General features: G+C 71.0%; 17 protein-coding genes. 9 read left to right on the top strand and 8 right to left on the bottom strand.

Annotated features, from left to right (window positions below; genetic code table 11):
* Positions 1 to 104: 104 nt before the first annotated feature.
* Positions 105 to 779 (top strand): phosphate signaling complex protein PhoU, encoded by a 675-nt coding sequence (gene phoU / locus ACZBH1_RS11910; protein ID WP_336396701.1) that lies wholly within the window; start codon positions 105 to 107, stop codon positions 777 to 779.
* Positions 780 to 845: 66 nt separating this feature from the next.
* On the opposite strand, the gene ACZBH1_RS11905 is transcribed toward phoU, so the two are convergent.
* Positions 846 to 1,595, bottom strand: a complete 750-nt coding sequence (locus ACZBH1_RS11905; protein ID WP_336396702.1) for a phosphoglyceromutase — start codon at positions 1,593 to 1,595, stop codon at positions 846 to 848.
* 81 nt (positions 1,596 to 1,676) lie between these two features.
* Here ACZBH1_RS11905 and ACZBH1_RS11900 point away from each other — a divergent pair, with 81 nt between their 5' ends.
* A complete protein-coding gene (locus ACZBH1_RS11900; RefSeq protein ID WP_452325112.1) occupies positions 1,677 to 2,495 on the top strand; it encodes a class I SAM-dependent methyltransferase in 819 nt (272 codons plus the stop codon).
* 7 nt (positions 2,496 to 2,502) lie between these two features.
* Here ACZBH1_RS11900 and ACZBH1_RS11895 read toward each other — a convergent pair whose 3' ends face one another.
* The 4 genes from ACZBH1_RS11895 to ACZBH1_RS11880 all read right to left on the bottom strand — a co-directional run bounded on the left by ACZBH1_RS11895 (position 2,503) and on the right by ACZBH1_RS11880 (position 5,774).
* A complete protein-coding gene (locus tag ACZBH1_RS11895; protein ID WP_463646476.1) occupies positions 2,503 to 3,615 on the bottom strand; it encodes an FUSC family protein in 1,113 nt (370 codons plus the stop codon).
* A gap of 14 nt (positions 3,616 to 3,629) precedes the next feature.
* Positions 3,630 to 4,733, bottom strand: coding sequence for a CAF17-like 4Fe-4S cluster assembly/insertion protein YgfZ (gene ygfZ / locus ACZBH1_RS11890; protein ID WP_463646475.1), 1,104 nt, complete (start codon positions 4,731 to 4,733; stop codon positions 3,630 to 3,632).
* A gap of 13 nt (positions 4,734 to 4,746) precedes the next feature.
* Positions 4,747 to 5,349, bottom strand: coding sequence for a nitrobindin family protein (locus ACZBH1_RS11885; RefSeq protein WP_378882014.1), 603 nt, complete (start codon positions 5,347 to 5,349; stop codon positions 4,747 to 4,749).
* A 134-nt stretch (positions 5,350 to 5,483) separates the two neighbouring features.
* A complete protein-coding gene (locus ACZBH1_RS11880) occupies positions 5,484 to 5,774 on the bottom strand; it encodes a hypothetical protein (protein WP_336396707.1) in 291 nt (96 codons plus the stop codon).
* 135 nt (positions 5,775 to 5,909) lie between these two features.
* On the opposite strand from ACZBH1_RS11880, the gene ACZBH1_RS11875 reads away from it, so the two are divergent.
* The 7 genes from ACZBH1_RS11875 (at position 5,910) to pstB (ending at position 14,035) form a co-directional block, all read left to right on the top strand.
* Positions 5,910 to 6,614, top strand: coding sequence for a response regulator transcription factor (locus ACZBH1_RS11875; RefSeq protein WP_336396708.1), 705 nt, complete (start codon positions 5,910 to 5,912; stop codon positions 6,612 to 6,614).
* A 108-nt stretch (positions 6,615 to 6,722) separates the two neighbouring features.
* Entirely contained in the window at positions 6,723 to 8,888 is a 2,166-nt protein-coding gene (locus ACZBH1_RS11870; RefSeq protein WP_336396709.1) for an RNA degradosome polyphosphate kinase, read from the top strand.
* Positions 8,885 to 9,823, top strand: a complete 939-nt coding sequence (locus ACZBH1_RS11865) for an NUDIX hydrolase (protein WP_378882018.1) — start codon at positions 8,885 to 8,887, stop codon at positions 9,821 to 9,823. The genes ACZBH1_RS11870 and ACZBH1_RS11865 overlap by 4 nt, the downstream gene beginning before the upstream one ends.
* A gap of 163 nt (positions 9,824 to 9,986) precedes the next feature.
* Positions 9,987 to 11,096, top strand: coding sequence for a phosphate ABC transporter substrate-binding protein PstS (locus tag ACZBH1_RS11860; RefSeq protein ID WP_336396711.1), 1,110 nt, complete (start codon positions 9,987 to 9,989; stop codon positions 11,094 to 11,096).
* Positions 11,097 to 11,173: 77 nt separating this feature from the next.
* Positions 11,174 to 12,115: a phosphate ABC transporter permease subunit PstC gene (gene pstC, locus ACZBH1_RS11855; protein WP_378882024.1), complete on the top strand. Its 942-nt coding sequence runs from the start codon at positions 11,174 to 11,176 to the stop codon at positions 12,113 to 12,115.
* Between the two features lies 1 nt (position 12,116).
* Complete coding sequence (gene pstA, locus ACZBH1_RS11850; RefSeq protein ID WP_336396713.1) at positions 12,117 to 13,223, top strand: phosphate ABC transporter permease PstA; 1,107 nt, start codon at positions 12,117 to 12,119, stop codon at positions 13,221 to 13,223.
* A 32-nt stretch (positions 13,224 to 13,255) separates the two neighbouring features.
* On the top strand, positions 13,256 to 14,035 hold the full coding sequence (pstB, locus tag ACZBH1_RS11845) for a phosphate ABC transporter ATP-binding protein PstB (RefSeq protein WP_194396018.1): 780 nt from the start codon (positions 13,256 to 13,258) through the stop codon (positions 14,033 to 14,035).
* Between the two features lie 7 nt (positions 14,036 to 14,042).
* On the opposite strand, the gene ACZBH1_RS11840 is transcribed toward pstB, so the two are convergent.
* The 3 genes from ACZBH1_RS11840 to ACZBH1_RS11830 all read right to left on the bottom strand — a co-directional run bounded on the left by ACZBH1_RS11840 (position 14,043) and on the right by ACZBH1_RS11830 (position 16,244).
* On the bottom strand, positions 14,043 to 14,930 hold the full coding sequence (locus ACZBH1_RS11840; protein ID WP_463646474.1) for an aminodeoxychorismate lyase: 888 nt from the start codon (positions 14,928 to 14,930) through the stop codon (positions 14,043 to 14,045).
* A gap of 169 nt (positions 14,931 to 15,099) precedes the next feature.
* Positions 15,100 to 15,738 (bottom strand): DNA-directed RNA polymerase subunit beta, encoded by a 639-nt coding sequence (locus tag ACZBH1_RS11835; RefSeq protein WP_336396715.1) that lies wholly within the window; start codon positions 15,736 to 15,738, stop codon positions 15,100 to 15,102.
* A 98-nt stretch (positions 15,739 to 15,836) separates the two neighbouring features.
* Entirely contained in the window at positions 15,837 to 16,244 is a 408-nt protein-coding gene (locus tag ACZBH1_RS11830; RefSeq protein ID WP_336396716.1) for a VOC family protein, read from the bottom strand.
* Between the last annotated feature and the right edge of the window lie 4 nt (positions 16,245 to 16,248).

Here is a 16,248-nt window from a genome sequence, read left to right as displayed (position 1 = left end):
CCCGCCAGTGTTCACCGATGCGGCACCATCCGTTAACCTTCCCTGACGAGAATCGCCGGGGCGCTGGCTTGTGCCTTCCCCGGAACCACGAAAGGTGCATCGGAATGCGCGAAGTCTTCCACCAGTCTCTCGAGGACGTGCAGGGGCGTCTCGTCGAGATCGCCGAGCTCGTCACGATCGCCATCGACAAGGCGACGCGTGCGTTCGGCACGAGCGACGTGTCGCTCGCGGAGGAGGTCATCGAGGCCGACGCCGTCATCGACGAGAAGGCGATCGCGCTCGACGAGCTCGCGATCGAGATCCTGGCCCGTCAGCAGCCGGTGGCGCGGGATCTGCGCATCGTGGTGAGCGCGCTGCGCATGAGCGCGTCGCTCGAGCGCATGGGCGACATCGCCGAGCACATCGCTCAGCTCACCCGCATGCGCTTCCCCGAGCGGGCCATCCCCAAGGGCCTGAAGTCGACCTTCCTGCGGATGGGCGAGCTCGACGTCGAGGCGGCGCGCCAGCTGACCGAGCTGCTGCGCACCCAGGACGGCGACCTCATCGACGAGATCCGCAACGCTGACGACAAGCTCGACGAGCTGCACGTCTCGGTGTTCGAGAAGGTGCTGAGCGACAGCTGGCAGGGCGATCCGTCGGCGACCGTCGACGCGACCCTCGCCAGCCGTTACCACGAGCGCTTCGGCGACCATGCCGTCTCGGTGGCGAAGAAGGTCGCCTACCTGTCGACGGGCGACTGGACCAGCAGCACCGACACCATCGACGTCATCCACGGCTGAGCCCACGGACGGAAGAAGGGACCGGATGCCTCAGCCGAGGCATCCGGTCCCTTCTGCTCGCCGGTGCTACTTCTTGCCCTGGTTGGCGACCGCGGCGGCGCCCGCGGCGGCGGCCTCGGGGTCGAGGTACTCGCCCGGGCTGAGCGGCTCGAGGTTCTCGTCGAGGCGGTAGACCAGCGGGATGCCGGTCGGGATGTTCAGCTCGGCGATGTCGGCGTCGCTGATGCCGTCGAGGTGCTTCACCAGGCCGCGCAGCGAGTTGCCGTGCGCCGTCACGAGAACGGTCTTGCCCGCCTTCAGGTCGGGCACGATGTCGCTGTGCCAGTACGGCAGCATGCGGTCGATGACGATCTTGAGCGACTCGGTGTCGGGCACCTCGCCGTCGATGTCGGCGTAGCGCGGGTCGCCGACCTGGCTGTACTGGTCGTCGGCCGGCAGCGGCGGCGGCGGCACGTCGAACGAGCGGCGCCACAGCATGAACTGGTCCTGGCCGAACTCCTCGAGCGTCTGGGCCTTGTCCTTGCCCTGCAGCGCGCCGTAGTGACGCTCGTTCAGGCGCCACGAGCGCTTGACCGGGATCCACAGGCGGTCGGCGGCGTCCAGCGCGATGTCGGCGGTCTGGATGGCGCGGCTGAGCACGGAGGTGTGGAGGACGTCGGGAAGGATGCCGGACTCGGCGAGCAGCTCGCCGCCGCGCTGGGCCTCGGCCTTGCCCTGCTCTGTGAGTCGGACGTCGACCCAGCCGGTGAACTGGTTGGTCTTGTTCCACTCGCTCTGGCCGTGTCGAAGGAGGATCAGCGTGTAGGGCGCGGTCATGCGCCCCATGATATCGGCGCGGGGCGGCCCTCCCCCGTCCTGTGTCCCCGGCATGGCACTCCCCGCTGGCATCATGGGGGGATGGCGCGGGGACCGGTCGGGCAGATCACGCGCGGCACCACCGGGACGAACCGGCTGCGGCGGGTGGACCGCTGGATCGCCCGGCACCCCGCCCTGCGCCGCTCGACCGATCCGCTCGTGATCGACCTCGGGTACGGCGCAAGCGGTGTCACCGCACTCGAGCTGTACGCCCGCCTCGTCCGCGCGCGCCCCGACGTCGAAGTCCTGGGCCTCGAGATCGATCCCGGCCGCGTCGCCCGCGCCCGAACCCAGCTCGCGGCGGTGCGCGCGGGCGAGACGACGTTCCCGGCCGATGCGCGGGTGTCGTTCGCCCGCGGCGGGTTCGAGGTGCCGGTGCCGGACGGGCGGCGTCCGGCGGTGATCCGGGCCTTCAACGTGCTGCGGCAGTACGACGAGCCGGAGGTGGCGGGCGCGTGGACGGCGATGGCGTCGCGCCTCGCGCCGGGCGGACTGCTCGTGGAGGGCACCTGCGACGAGATCGGCCGCATCGCGACGTGGGTCGCCCTGGGGACCGACGCCGCGCCGCGCACCCTCACCGTGTCGCTGCGGCTGGCCGGGCTGCAGCATCCGTCCGTCGCCGCGGAGCGGCTTCCGAAGGCGCTCATCCACCGCAACGTGCCGGGGCAGCGCGTGCACGCGTTCCTGTCGGCGCTCGACGCGGAATGGGACCGCGCCGCCGCAGTCGCCCCGTTCGGTCCCGTGCACCGGTGGCGCACGGCGCTGGCGGCGCTCGTCGACGGCGGGTGGCCGGTTCTCGAGCGCTCCCGCTGGCGGCTCGGCGAGGCGACGGTGCCGTGGGAGGCCGTGGCCCCGGGGTGACGCGAGGCTAGACGCGCGGCAGCACGGCGCGCGCGTCGGCCGAGGTCATGCCCGTCGCGGTCAGCAGGTCGACGGCGAGCGGGCGGAGCGCCGTGATGAGGTTCAGCTCGGTCTGCGTGCCGTCCGGGAGGATCCGCGCGGGATCCAGCCGCGCCGCCACGGCGGCGACGGCCTCCCGCGCCGGCGGCTGCAGCGAGATGTCATCGAGGCTCTCCCCCACCAGCTCCGCCGCGCGCATGAGCTCGGCCAGCACGTCGGCCGGCACAGGGCGGCGCTGCCCGTCCTCGCACAGGTAGACCGCGCGCCGCGCGACGACCCGCAGGTTGCGCGTCGCGAAGTCCATCGCCTGCAGCACGCCGTGGTGCCGCCGCAGCTCGGCACGCTGGGGGCGGAGCCACGGTGAGAAGCCGGCGACCGCCAGACTCGAGTCCAGCGACGCCCGCCAGTCGTCGACGCGCGGCGCGATCGCGCGCGCCTTCTCCAGGCCCCTGGCCGCCCGGATCGGGTCGCCTCGACGCAGCGCCTGCACGATGGTGCGCGCCGCCGAGTCCGCCGCGGCGAACACCGCATGGCCGTCTCGCGCCTCTTCGCGGCGGGGGTTGCGCGGGATGAGCGCGGTCACGAGCAGCGCCGCGACCCCGCCGACGACGCCGTCGACGACGCGCGCGAACGGCTGGCTCGCCGGCAGCGACATCACGATCGACGCCTGGATGCCGGCCATGATCGCGAAGGGCGGGAAGGGCGAGAGGAAGCGGGCGACCACCAGCGTCACCCCGAGGGCCAGCGCCAGCTGCCACCACCCCGGCCCCACCACCACGACGAAGGCCTCCGCGACGAGGATCCCGACGATCATGCCCACCACGGTCTCGAGCACCCGCTTCGGGCGGGCATCGCGGACGAGCCCGAGGCTGGAGATGGTGACGGTCGCGGCCAGCAGCGGCGCGGGATGGCCGACCACGTAGTGCGCGAAGGCCCATGCCGCGGTCGCCGCCACCGTGATCTGCACGATGGCCAGCGCCGAGCCGCGGACGCGGATGAGCGGCGGCCGGAGGTCGAAGCGGGCGCGCCATCCGGTCGGAACGGCCTGCGTGATCGCGGCGGTGTCGCCGTCTCCGCTCACCGTCGGACCCTCGCCTACTGCGCCGCGCTGCGGCGCGAGAGCCGGGTGATCCTGGGCACGTTCGCCGTGGCGCCGGCGTCGGGCGGCACGATGACCTCCTGCGCCGCGGCGACGGGACCATCTTCGGTGTCGACGGTGAGGGCGGCGTCGACGGGGGTCGTGCGCCGCACCACGGCCAGGGCGATCGGCCCCTCCTCGTGGTGCAGGGCGGCGGAGGTCACGATGCCCACCTCGGCGTCGCCGAGCCGCACCGCGGCGCCGTGCGCGGGCAGCACGCTGCCGGAGCCGTCCAGCTGCAGCGCGACCATCCGCCGCGGCGGGTGGCCGAGGTTGTGCACCTTGGCGACGGTCTCCTGACCGCGGTAGCAGCCCTTCTCGAGATGCACGGCCGTGCGCAGCCAGTCCAGCTCGTGCGGCAGCGCCCGCTCGTCGACGTCGGTCGTCCACCGCGGGCGCCATGCCGCGACGCGCAGCGCGTCGACCGCGGCGAGGCCGGCGAGCTCGAGCTCGCCGCGGGCTGCGGCATCCGCGATCCGTCGCTCCTCGTCGCGCGTGACGATCGCCTCGGCCCAGTCGCGGTCGGCGCCGGGGTGGGGGTCGACCGGCGCGTAGGCATGGCCGCCGGGCATGACATCGGGCCACGGATCGTGCCAGACCAGCGGCACTCCGGACGGCGCGGCCGGCGTGATGCGCGCGAGCGCCGACGCCGTGCCCCCGACCACCGCGAACTCGTCGGCAATCTGCGGGTCCACGCGGAGCCGGAAGCGCATCCTGCGCAGCCAGCCGTGCAGGCCTTCGACATCGCCGCGGTCGGCGATGAGCCAGGTCGTCTCGCCGTCGTCGACGACGGATGCCGCGTGCTCGACGTGCCCCTGGGGGTCGAGGATCAGCAGCTCGGTGCCGACGCCGGGCTGCAGCCGGGCGAGGGCCTGCGACGAGAGCGAGTCGAGCCAGGTGAGCCGGTCCTCGCCGGGGACGGCGATGACGGCACGGTCCCCGAGCGGCGCCACGGCCGCCCCCGCGGCGAGGCGCCGCTGCTCGACGAGCGGATTGCCCACGTGCTGGAGACCCGCGTCGTCGACGACGGCCCCGGGGAGGGCGGCGAACAGGTCGGTCATCGGTGCTCCCCGCTCAGTCGGCCCGGGCGAGCCGCGCGGACGCGTGCGCGGCGAGCTCGTAGCCGAGCGCGGCGATGTCCCACGCCCACAGCAGGTGCCCGTCGACGAGTCCGTACATGCGGGTGGCCGCCGCGTAGTTCTTCGCGCCCGCCGGCCGCACGACGGCATCGGTGGCGATGTCGATCCGCGGGCCCTTGATCTGGCCGAGGTACAGCTCGCTCACGCCGTCGGCATGCACGATCGCCGCCTCGATGTCGAAGCCGCCGTCGGCGTTGCGCAGCCGTTCGATGTCTTCGGCGCCGCGCGCGACCGGTGCGGCCGTCGGCGGAAGGAGACCGGGGCCGGCATCGGCGTCCGTGGCCGGACGGGACAGGCGCCAGTAGCCGAGCTCGGCGACCAGGCGCGTGCGCGACCCCGGGTCGTCGGCGTCGTGCAGCCACGCCTCGGCCGAGTAGTTGAGGTAGTCGCCGCCGTCATGGCTGAAGCTGACCCGGTGGGTGAACTCACCGGTCAGCGAGTGCTCCCCGTAATCGATGACGCCGGTGCCCTCCCAGACCCCGATGAGCCAGGACAGCGGGACGAGTTCGGCGGGGAGGTCGGTCGGGATGTCGATCACGACGGACCCGTCAGCGCTGGCCGCGGTACAGGTTCTTGAGGACGACCGCGGAGACGAAGGCGATCGCGAGCGAAGCCAGACCGAGCAGGCCCACGTAGAAGAGTTCGAGCGCGACGAGATCCATGGCAAGGAGTCTAGCCGGGAACGAGGGCGGCGAGTCCGAAGCCCAGGCTGATGACGCCCATCACGAGGGCGGCGCCGAGCATGCTGGCCGCGACCCGCTCGGTGAAGCCCTGCGAGCGGCCCGGCCAGAGCTGGATCGCGAACGCCGCGATGAGGCATCCGCCCAGTCCCACCGCCAGCCATGCCCCGCGCCAATCGGGGGTGGCCAGGACGCCGATCACGATCGCGATCACGGCCGCGAGCACCCACACGGCGATGATCCCGCCGAGCGTGCGCCGGGGTGCGAGGTCGGGGATGGCCACGGCTCCATCATCCCGCATGACGGCGCGTGGCGCACGCTTCGGCGGCGGCGGCGGGCTCCCGCGATCGGAGCGCACGGCCGCCACGCCCTACACTGGGGTTCGCGGCGCGCCCCCACGCGCCGGGAAGGCGATCCATTGGCACAGCTCCTGGTTCTCAGTTCCACGCACGGAGGCGGTCCCGTCCTGCCCTCGCTCGAACTGCTGAGTCACCGCGTGCGCCAGATCCCGGCCGAGCCGGCGCAGCTCGTCAACGCGCCGAGCGCCGACGTCATCTTCGTCGACGCGCGCGTGGACCTCGTCGGCGCCAAGTCGCTGTGCAAGATCCTCAACACGACGGGCCTGGACGCCCCGCTCCTGCTGATCGTCACCGAGGGCGGGCTCACCGCGGTGTCGCCCGACTGGGGCGTCGACGACGTCATCCTCTTCACCGCCGGACCCGCCGAGGTCGACGCCCGGATCCGCCTGGCCGTCGGCCGCCAGTCGGCCGAGCAGGTCTCGACGCGCATCCAGACCTCGGGCATCACGATCGACGAGTCCTCGTACTCGGCCAAGGTGCACGGCCGCGCGCTGGACCTCACGTACAAGGAGTTCCAGCTCCTCCACTTCTTCGCCACGCACCCCTCCCGGGTGTTCACGCGCGAGCAGCTGTTGAGCGAGGTGTGGGGGTACGACTACTTCGGCGGCACCCGCACCGTCGACGTGCACGTCCGGCGTCTGCGCGCCAAGCTCGGCGACATGGAGCAGCTCATCGGCACCGTGCGCAACGTGGGCTACCGCTTCAACGTCTACGAGGACGAGCCGGAGCCTGCTCCGGTGCCGCGCGAGCGCAGCGACGCCTGAGACGGATGCCGCGGCCCGCCGCGGCATCCGCTCATCCGCTGCTGCGGGCGTCGCCGGCGGCCCCGACTCGTTCACACTCTCGACACGCGACCCTGCAATGATGAGGGGATGATCGAACCCGAGGTGCTCGACGCCGGCCTGGGCGACGCGGACGACGACGACTTCGACCTCGAGGAGGTCTTCGACTCCCAGCTGCCCGATCACCGGTACCTGGATCGCGAGGTCAGCTGGCTCTCGTTCAACCAGCGGGTGCTCGAGCTCGCGGAGGATCACCGTCTGCCGGTGCTCGAGCGGGCGAACTTCCTCGCGATCTTCGCGAGCAACCTGGACGAGTTCTTCATGGTGCGCGTGGCGGGCCTCAAGCGCCGCATCGTCACCGGCCTCGCCGTTCCCACGAACGTCGGCCGCTCCCCCGCGGACGTCCTCGCCGACATCTCGGCCGACGCCCACCGCCTGCAGCTGCGCCACGCCGAGACGTGGAAGAGCCACGTCAAGCCCGCCATGGCCGAGGCGGGCATCGAGGTCGTCTCGTACGAGACGCTCCAGGCGGACGAGCGCGCCCAGCTCTACGAGTACTTCCAGGCGCAGGTCTTCCCGGTCCTCATGCCGCTCGCGGTCGACCCCGCCCACCCGTTCCCCTACATCTCGGGCCTGTCGCTCAACCTCGCGATCCGCATCCGCAGCGCGCGCACCGGGCGCCAGGAGTTCGCCCGCCTCAAGGTGCCGCCCATGCTCCCCCGGTTCGTCGAGCTTCCCCCGGCCGACGGCGCGGTGCGCTACCTGCCGCTGGAGGACCTGATCTCCAACCACCTCGACGACCTCTTCCCGGGGATGGAGGTGCTCGACCACCACGCCTTCCGTCTCACCCGCAACGAAGACGTCGTGATCGAGGAGGACGAGACGGAGAACCTCATCCAGGCGCTCGAGGCGGAGCTGCTGCGGCGGCGCTTCGGCCCGCCGATCCGCCTGGAGATCACCGATGACATGGACGACGTGACGCTCGATCTCCTCATCAAGGAGCTCGACATCACCGAGCAGGAGGTCTACCGCCTCCCCGGCCCGCTCGATCTGCGCGGGCTGTTCGACCTGTCTCGCATCAACCGGCCCGACCTGCACTACAAGCCGCACGTGCCCACGACCGCCCTCGCGTTCCAGCCCGGCGACAACAACGAGCGCCCCGACATCTTCTCGTCGATCCGCAAGGGCGACGTGCTCGTGCAGCACCCGTACGAGTCGTTCGCGACCAGCGTGCAGGCGTTCCTGGAGCAGGCGGCCAAGGACCCGCACGTCCTGGCCATCAAGCAGACGCTGTACCGCACCTCCGGTGACAGCCCGATCGTGGAGGCGCTGATCGACGCCGCCGAGGCCGGGAAGCAGGTGCTCGCCCTCGTCGAGATCAAGGCCCGCTTCGACGAGGCGAACAACATCGTGTGGGCGCGCAAGCTCGAGAAGGCCGGCGTGCACGTCGTCTACGGGCTCGTGGGCCTGAAGACCCACTGCAAGCTCGCCCTGGTGATCCGCGAGGAGAACGGCGTGCTGCGCAGCTACAGCCACGTCGGCACCGGCAACTACAACCCCAAGACGAGCCGCATCTACGAGGACTACGGCCTGTTCACGGCCGACGACCAGGTCGGTCGCGACCTGACGCGCCTGTTCAACGAGCTCAGCGGCTACGCCATCGAGAAGAAGTTCAAGCGCCTCCTGGTGGCGCCGCTGCACCTGCGCAAGGGGCTGCTCCGCCTGATCGACAAGGAGCGGCGCAATGCGCAGGCCGGCAAGCCCGCGAGCGTGCGCATCAAGGTGAACTCGATCGTCGACGAGCAGATCATCGACGCGCTGTACCGCGCCAGCCAGGCGGGAGTGAAGGTGGAGGTGTGGGTGCGCGGCATCTGCGCGCTCAAGCCCGGCGTCGAAGGGGTCAGCGACAACATCACGGTGCGCTCCATCCTCGGCCGGTACCTCGAGCATTCGCGGATCTTCGCGTTCCACAACGACGGCGACCCGATCGTGTACATCGGCAGCGCCGACATGATGCACCGCAACCTCGACCGCCGGGTCGAGGCCCTGGTGCGGGTGTCGTCCCCCGCCCACGTGAAAGAGATGAACGACCTCTTCACGCTCGCGATGAGCGACACGACCAGTTCGTGGCACCTCGGCCCGGACGGCGAGTGGGTCAGGCACCACACCGACGCCGACGGCAAGCCGCTGCTGGACATCCAGGACCGCCGGATGACCAACGTCCAGCGCCGCCGGCGCGCGCGGGCGGTGCGATGACCGAGACCGCGATCTACGCGGCCGGCGGGGTGGTCTGGCGCATCGTCGACGAGAAGGTGCTCATCCTCCTCATCCACCGCACCAAGTACCGCGACGTCACGCTGCCCAAGGGCAAGGTCGACCCGGGCGAGATGCTCGCCGAGACGGCGGTCCGCGAGATCCACGAGGAGACCGGCATCCGCGTCGCCCTCGGGGTGGCAGTCGGCGTCTCGCGCTACCGGCTCCCCAGCAAGCGCACCAAGATCGTGCACTACTGGGCCGCCGAGGCGACCGACGCCGCGATCCGCGCGTCGGCGTTCGTGCCGAACAAGGAGATCGCCGCGCTCGAGTGGGTCTCGCCCAAGAAGGCCCTCAAGCGGCTCAGCTATCCCGTCGACCGCGAGATCGTCGAGCACTTCCTCCGGCTCATGGACGAAGGCGTCCTGCGCACTTTCCCCATCATCGCGCTGCGCCACGCCAAGGCCCTCGCGCGCGAGGAGTGGAAGGGGAAGGATGCCGCGCGCCCGCTGTCGCCCCGCGGCCGCAAGCAGGCGAGCGCCATCGTCGGTCCGCTCCAGGCGTTCGGCGTGAGACGCATCATCTCGAGCCCGGCGACGCGCTGCGCCGACACCGTGAAGCCGCTGGCCGCCGCGCTCGGTCGGCGGATCGAGCTCACCAAGCTCATCAGCCAGGACGCGTGGGAGGACGGCAAGTCCGACGCCCGCACGATCATCGGCGAGCGCGTGCGTGCGCGCAAGCCCGCCGTCCTGTGCAGCCACGGACCGGTGCTCCCCGACATCCTGAGCGAGCTCGCCCTGGCCACCGGCACGCTGCGCGGCTCGTACCTCGGCAGCGCGTCCGCCCTGGAGACGGGAGCGTTCTCTGTGGCCCACCTCTCGGTCGACAATCCCGGTTCCGGCATCGTCGCGATCGAGACCCACGAGCCGAAGGTCTGACCGGGGGCGCCCCCCGCGCACCCCTGCCCGTTCACCTCCCGTTCACCTGCGCAGCGCACTCTCTTAAGAGTCCGAGCCTACGTTTCAGAGCGAACCCCGCACCGGGTTCCCACCCGAAGGTCCTGCACGGACCTGATTCCCTGACACGTGAAGGATTCACACAGTGAAGATCTCCCGCATCGCCCAGGTGGGCGCTGTCGCCGCTGTCGCGGCCCTCGCCCTTGCCGGCTGCGCCGCCAACGAGACCGCTCCCGGCGACACCACCGGCGGCACCACCTCCGAGCTCTCCGGCGAGATCGCCGGCGGCGGATCGTCGGCGCAGGAGGTGGCGGTGCAGGCCTGGACCGCCGGTTTCCAGACCGCGAACCCCGACGTCACCATCACCTACGACCCGTCCGGCTCCGGCGCGGGCCGCGAGTCGTTCCAGGCCGGCGCCTTCCCGTTCGCGGGCTCGGACCGCGCCTTCACCATCGAGGAGATCGAGGCCGGCCCGTTCGACGCGTGCGTGGACGGCTCGGGCATCATCGAGCTCCCGACCTACATCTCGCCGATCGCGGTCATCTTCAACATCGAGGGCGTGGACGCGCTGAACCTCGACGCCGCCGCGATCGCGGGCCTCATGGCCGGCACGATCACCAACTGGAACGACCCGGCGATCGCCGCGCTCAACGAGGGCGTGACGCTTCCCGATCTGGCCGTGACGCCGGTGCACCGCGCCGACGACTCGGGCACCACCGAGAACTTCACCGACTACCTGTTCCAGGCCGCCGGTGACGTCTGGACGAGCGAGCCCGACGGTGTCTGGCCGCTCTCGTCCGGCGAGGCTGCGCAGGGCACCTCGGGTGTCGTCTCGGCCGTCGCAGGCGGTAACGGCACCATCGGCTACGCCGACGCCTCCCGCGCTGCCGAGGAGGGCCTCTCGACCGCCGCCGTCAAGGTCGGCGACGAGTTCGTCGAGTACTCGCCCGAGGCCGCTGCGGCGATCGTCGACGCGTCGCCGCTCGAGGAGGGCCGCGGTGAGGGCGACCTCGCCATCGAGCTCCAGCGCACCTCGGACGAGGCAGGCGTCTACCCCATCGTCCTCGTCAGCTACATGATCGCGTGCCAGGAGTACGCCGACGCGGCGGTCGCACCGATCGTCAAGGGCTACCTGCAGCACGTCGCCAGCGCCGAGGGCCAGGACGCCGCGGCCGAGGCCGCCGGCAGCGCCCCGATCTCGGACACCCTGCGCGAGCAGGTCAACGCGGCGATCGACCTGATCGTCACGGACTGAGAACATCGATGCCCGGCCCGGTCGTCCACGACCGGGCCGGGCATCACCCCTGAGAAGACCCGAACCCGAAGGACACCATGACGACGACCACCGCCCCCGCGGCCAAGGTCAAGCAGAGACCAGGAGACCGCTGGTTCTCGGGGACCGCACTCTCGGCCGGCCTGATGATCCTCGTCACGCTGGCCGCCGTCGCGCTGTTCCTCATCATCCAGTCCATCCCGGGCCTCACCGCCACGAGCGAGACCGCGAGCATCCTCACCGGGAACTTCTGGGAGTATGTGTGGCCCCTCGTGTTCGGCACGGTGTGGGCGTCGTTCCTGGCGCTGCTCATGGCTGTCCCGCTCGCGGTCGCCGTCGCGCTCTTCATCTCGCACTACGCACCGCGTCGCCTGGCGCAGGGTCTCGGCTACGTCGTCGACCTGCTGGCCGCGGTGCCCTCCGTCGTCTTCGGCCTCTGGGGCATCCTCGTGCTCGCCCCCGCCGTCCAGCCGGTCTATGCCTGGCTCAACGCCAACATGGGGTGGTTCCCCCTCTTCGGCGGCACGGTGTCCAGCACCGGCCGGACGATCTTCACCGCTGCGATCGTGCTGGCCGTCATGGTCGTCCCCATCATCACCGCCATCTGCCGCGAGATCTTCCTGCAGACTCCCGTCCTCCACGAGGAGGCCGCGCTCGCGCTGGGCGCCACCCGCTGGGAGATGATCCGCATGGCCGTGTTCCCCTTCGGGCGCAGCGGCATCGTCTCGGCCTCGATGCTCGGCCTGGGCCGCGCCCTGGGCGAGACGATGGCCGTCGCCATGGTGCTCTCGGCGACCGGCGTCGTGACCTTCCAGCTCTTCACGTCGGAGAACCCCAGCACGATCCCCGCGAACATCGCGCTCACCTTCCCCGAGGCGTACGGCACCAACATCAACGTGCTGATCGCCACGGGCCTCATCCTCTTCATCGTCACCTTCGCGGTCAACGCCATCGCCCGATGGATCGTCAGCCGTCGCAAGGAATTCTCGGGGGCGAACTGACATGACCGTGACGACCGCTCCTCCCGAGGCGCCGCAGCAGGCGCCGGTCCGCGAGACACCGCGCCTGACCAGCGGGCACCTGCCCGCATGGGGGCCGTGGGCCATCCTCGCCGGCAGCCTCGCCATCAGCGCGATCCTGTTCGGCGTCCTCTCGATCGGCTCCGGCGAGGGCTTCAACCTCGCCGGGTGGGGCGTCGTGGCCGCCCTGCTCTACCTCGCGCTCATCACGACCACCTCCTCACTCGTCGAGGGACGGCGCAAGGGCGTCGACCGGCTCGTGACGGGCGTCGTCACGATCGCCTTCCTCGTGGCCATGGTGCCGCTCGTCTCGCTCGCGATCACCGTGCTGGTCAACGGCGTCGCGGGCCTGTCCGCCGAATTCTTCACCTCGTCGATGCGCAACGTCGTGGGCGAGGGCGGCGGCGCGCTGCACGCGATCGTCGGCACCCTGCTCATCACGCTGGCGGCGGCGGTCATCTCGATCCCGATCGGCATCTTCGCCGCGATCTACCTCGTGGAGTACGGCGCGGGGAACCGGGTCGCACGCGGCATCACCTTCCTCGTCGACGTGATGACCGGCATCCCGTCGATCGTGGCCGGCCTCTTCGCGTACGCCGTCTTCGCGCTGTTCTTCGGTCCCGGCATCCGCATGGGCATCATGGGCTCGATCGCGCTGGCGGTGCTGATGATCCCCGTCGTCGTGCGATCCACCGAGGAGATGCTCCGCCTCGTGCCCAACGAGCTGCGCGAGGCGTCGTACGCGCTCGGCGTGCCGAAGTGGCGCACCATCGCCAAGGTCGTCCTCCCGACGTCGGTCGCCGGAATCACCACCGGCGTCATGCTGTCGATCTCGCGCGTCATCGGCGAGACGGCGCCGCTGCTGCTCACTGCCGGCGTCGCCACCTCGATGAACTACAACCTCTTCGACGGGCGCATGATGACGCTCCCGGTGTTCGTCTACACGCAGTACATGAACGCGGGCATCCCCGTCGAGGCGTACCACAACCGCGCCTGGGCCGCCGCGCTCGTCCTCATCGTCATCGTGATGCTCCTCAACCTCATCGCGCGCATCGTCGCGAGGGTCTTCTCGCCGAAGCTCGGCCGCTGAGCATCCCCAACCCGAAAGCACCGACGGAAATCATGTCCAAGAGCATCGAAGTCAACGACCTCAACGTCTACTACGGCGACTTCCTGGCCGTCGAGGGCGTCTCCCTCGACATCGAACCGCGCAGCGTCACCGCCTTCATCGGCCCCTCCGGCTGCGGCAAGTCGACCTTCCTGCGCACCCTGAACCGCATGCACGAGGTGATCCCCGGCGCCCGCGTCGAGGGCGAGGTGCTGCTCGACGGCGACAACCTGTACGCGCCCAACGTCGACCCGGTGCTCGTGCGCCGCCAGGTCGGCATGGTGTTCCAGCGCCCCAACCCGTTCCCGACGATGTCGATCAAGGAGAACGTGCTGGCGGGCGTGAAGCTCAACAACAAGAAGATGTCGAAGTCGGACGCCGACGCCCTCGTCGAGAAGTCGCTGCGCGGCGCGAACCTCTGGAACGAGGTCAAGGACCGCCTCGACAAGCCCGGCTCGGGCCTTTCGGGCGGTCAGCAGCAGCGTCTGTGCATCGCGCGCGCCATCGCGGTCTCGCCCGAGGTGATCCTGATGGACGAGCCCTGCTCGGCGCTCGACCCGATCTCCACGTACGCCATCGAGGAGCTGATCGGCGAGCTCAAGAACGACTACACCGTCGTCATCGTGACCCACAACATGCAGCAGGCGTCGCGCGTGAGCGACAAGACCGCGTTCTTCAACATCGCGGGCACCGGCAAGCCCGGCAAGCTCATCGAGTACGACGAGACCAGGACCATCTTCACCACGCCGTCCGTGCAGGCGACCGAGGACTACGTCTCGGGTCGATTCGGCTGATCGGCGGTCAGTCGCGCGGGGTGAGCAGGTAGCGGTTGAAGGACGCCGTCAGTTCACCGTCGACGGGCACGTCCCTGCCGTCGATCGCGCGGATGGGCGCGGCCAGGCGGACGCTCGACACCAGCCACGCGGCATCCGCCCGGGCCAGCGCCGAGACGGGGATCGTCTCGTACGCGGTCTCGGCGCCCTGCTCCTCCAGGTGCGCGAACAGACTGAGCTGCGTCGTGCCGTGCAGGATCCCGCCGTTGGGCGCGGGCGTGAGGAACCGGCCGTCGACGCGGAGGATGAGCGAGGCCGTTGGCGCCTCCAGGACGAAGCCGTCGGAGGTGACGAAGATCGCGTCGTCGGCGCCCCTGCGCTTCGCTTCGCGGATCGCCGCCATGTTGACGGCGTACGACAGCGTCTTCGCCCCGAGGAGCAGCCACGGCGCCCTCCGCGGCGTGTCGATCCCGTAGCCGCGGTCCAGCGTGACGACGCGGATGCCGCGTTCGCGCACCGCGGCGTTGTCGGGGGCCTCCGCGGCCGTCACCCACGCCGTCGGCGTCGGCCCGTGCTCCACGCCACGGCTCAGGATGAGCTTGATGACCGCCTCGGCGTCGGGCGGGCAGTGCTGGGCGGCCACGGCGATCGCCTGCCGCCACTGCTCCCGGTGCGGAGCGGGAAGGTCGCACAGGGCCGCCGAATGCGCGAGGCGATCGAGGTGGGGACCGACCTCCTGCGCGTGGCCGTCGACCACCCCGATGGATTCGAAGATCCCGTCGCCGCGCTGCGTGCTCATCTCCCCGACGCTCAGCGCCGGTGCGGTCACATCGATCGGTGTGAATGTGCCGGAGAAGTCCGAGCGCGGGTCGTCGGATGCCACGGGGTCGATCACGAGGGCGAAGCGCCAAGCCATGTCAAGAGCTTAGGCCGGGGAATACGGTCCCCTGGGCCTCGGTTAGACTGTATCGGCCGGGCCGCAGTAACCCCGGGCTCCATCTTCTGCCGCTGCGAGCGGCCTCGCGCCGAGAGGCGTTCTGCGGCCCGGCACTCACATTCCCGGTCACGGCCGCCCGCCGGATGGCTCAGCTCAGCGCGTCGCGCCGCCACAGGGCGGCGCAGGCCGACAGATCGGCGGCGAAGTCCGAGAGCCGCAGCGCCCGCGTGGTGAACGCGGAGGCGCGGTCGGGCTCGGTGACCTCGTAGTCGTCGGCGAGATGCGTGGCGCCCGACGCCTGCACGCGGCAGAACGCCGCCGCCCTGTCCAGCGCCACGGCGAAGTCGCCCTCGAACAGGCCGCGGAGGATGGTGTCCACCAGCGCGACCAGCTCGTCGGGTCCGGCGGGCGACGGCGCTCCGGCCACCACGTCGTCCGCGGAGGAGAGCTCGGCACGGCCGCGCTCGTAGAGCAGCGCAGAGGTGCGGGGGTCGTCGTGGATCATCAGCTGCACGAGGTACAGCCGCCACAGCGCACCCGGGAGGGTCTTCGCCGGCGACCGCGACCACAGCTCGGCGATGTCGTCGATGCCGTGCTCGTCGGTGAACGCCACGAGGCGGTCGACGATCGCGCCGTCCGGGTCGGCACGGACGCGTGCCAGCAGCGCGTGCGCGGTGGAGTGGGCGACGCGGGACACCTCGGCCGGATCCTCGGCCGAGAACCGCCGGTCGAAGAGTTCGGCCGGCCGCCGGACGGGCTTGTGGAAATCCCGGGACGCGTCGCTCATTCCGTCCAGGCTACTCGCCGCCACGAGCACCGGCTCGCGCAGCTCCTGGTCCCGCTTCAGCGCGGCGGCCCACGGCAGGCACACGGGGCAGCACCGCCTCAGACCTGGTTGATGCGGATGTGGTTGCCCGCGGGATCGCGGAACGCGGCATCCCGCGGTCCCCATCCCTGCTCCTTCGGCTCCTGCAGGACCTCGGCGCCGAACGCCCGCAGCTTCTCGAACGTCCCGTCCAGGTCGGTCGTCGTGAAGACGTACGGGCCGGGGCCGGATCCCTTCGCGATGAGCCGCTCGAGCGCTTCGCCGTCGTCGGGCGAGCGTCCGGCCGTCGGGTCGGACACGACGAGCGAGAGGCCGGGCTGCCCCGGGAATCCGAAGCTCACCCAGCGGTGGCCGTCGTACGACACGTCGTTGACGACCTCGAGGCCGAGTCCGTCGCGGTAGAAGGGGATGGCGGCGTCGACGTCGTCGACCGTGATGGGGCTGTACGCGAGTGCGATGTTCGTCATGACA

The organism is Microbacterium sp. ZXT2-5 (genome assembly GCF_055329545.1).
This window is presented reverse-complemented; position numbering and strand designations above follow the sequence as displayed.

Bases quoted from the DNA above. Each gene is read 5' to 3' on its own strand.
- pstA (WP_336396713.1), top strand. From the start codon at position 12,117: ATGACCGTGACGACCGCTCCTCCCGAGGCGCCGCAGCAGGCGCCGGTC.
- ACZBH1_RS11865 (WP_378882018.1), top strand. From the start codon at position 8,885: ATGACCGAGACCGCGATCTACGCGGCCGGCGGGGTGGTCTGGCGCATC.
- phoU (WP_336396701.1), top strand. From the start codon at position 105: ATGCGCGAAGTCTTCCACCAGTCTCTCGAGGACGTGCAGGGGCGTCTC.
- ACZBH1_RS11870 (WP_336396709.1), top strand. From the start codon at position 6,723: ATGATCGAACCCGAGGTGCTCGACGCCGGCCTGGGCGACGCGGACGAC.
- pstB (WP_194396018.1), top strand. From the start codon at position 13,256: ATGTCCAAGAGCATCGAAGTCAACGACCTCAACGTCTACTACGGCGAC.
- ACZBH1_RS11900 (WP_452325112.1), top strand. From the start codon at position 1,677: ATGGCGCGGGGACCGGTCGGGCAGATCACGCGCGGCACCACCGGGACG.
- ACZBH1_RS11905 (WP_336396702.1), bottom strand. From the start codon at position 1,595: ATGACCGCGCCCTACACGCTGATCCTCCTTCGACACGGCCAGAGCGAG.
- ACZBH1_RS11840 (WP_463646474.1), bottom strand. From the start codon at position 14,930: ATGGCTTGGCGCTTCGCCCTCGTGATCGACCCCGTGGCATCCGACGAC.
- ACZBH1_RS11830 (WP_336396716.1), bottom strand. From the start codon at position 16,244: ATGACGAACATCGCACTCGCGTACAGCCCCATCACGGTCGACGACGTC.
- ygfZ (WP_463646475.1), bottom strand. From the start codon at position 4,733: ATGACCGACCTGTTCGCCGCCCTCCCCGGGGCCGTCGTCGACGACGCG.
- ACZBH1_RS11835 (WP_336396715.1), bottom strand. From the start codon at position 15,738: ATGAGCGACGCGTCCCGGGATTTCCACAAGCCCGTCCGGCGGCCGGCC.
- pstC (WP_378882024.1), top strand. From the start codon at position 11,174: ATGACGACGACCACCGCCCCCGCGGCCAAGGTCAAGCAGAGACCAGGA.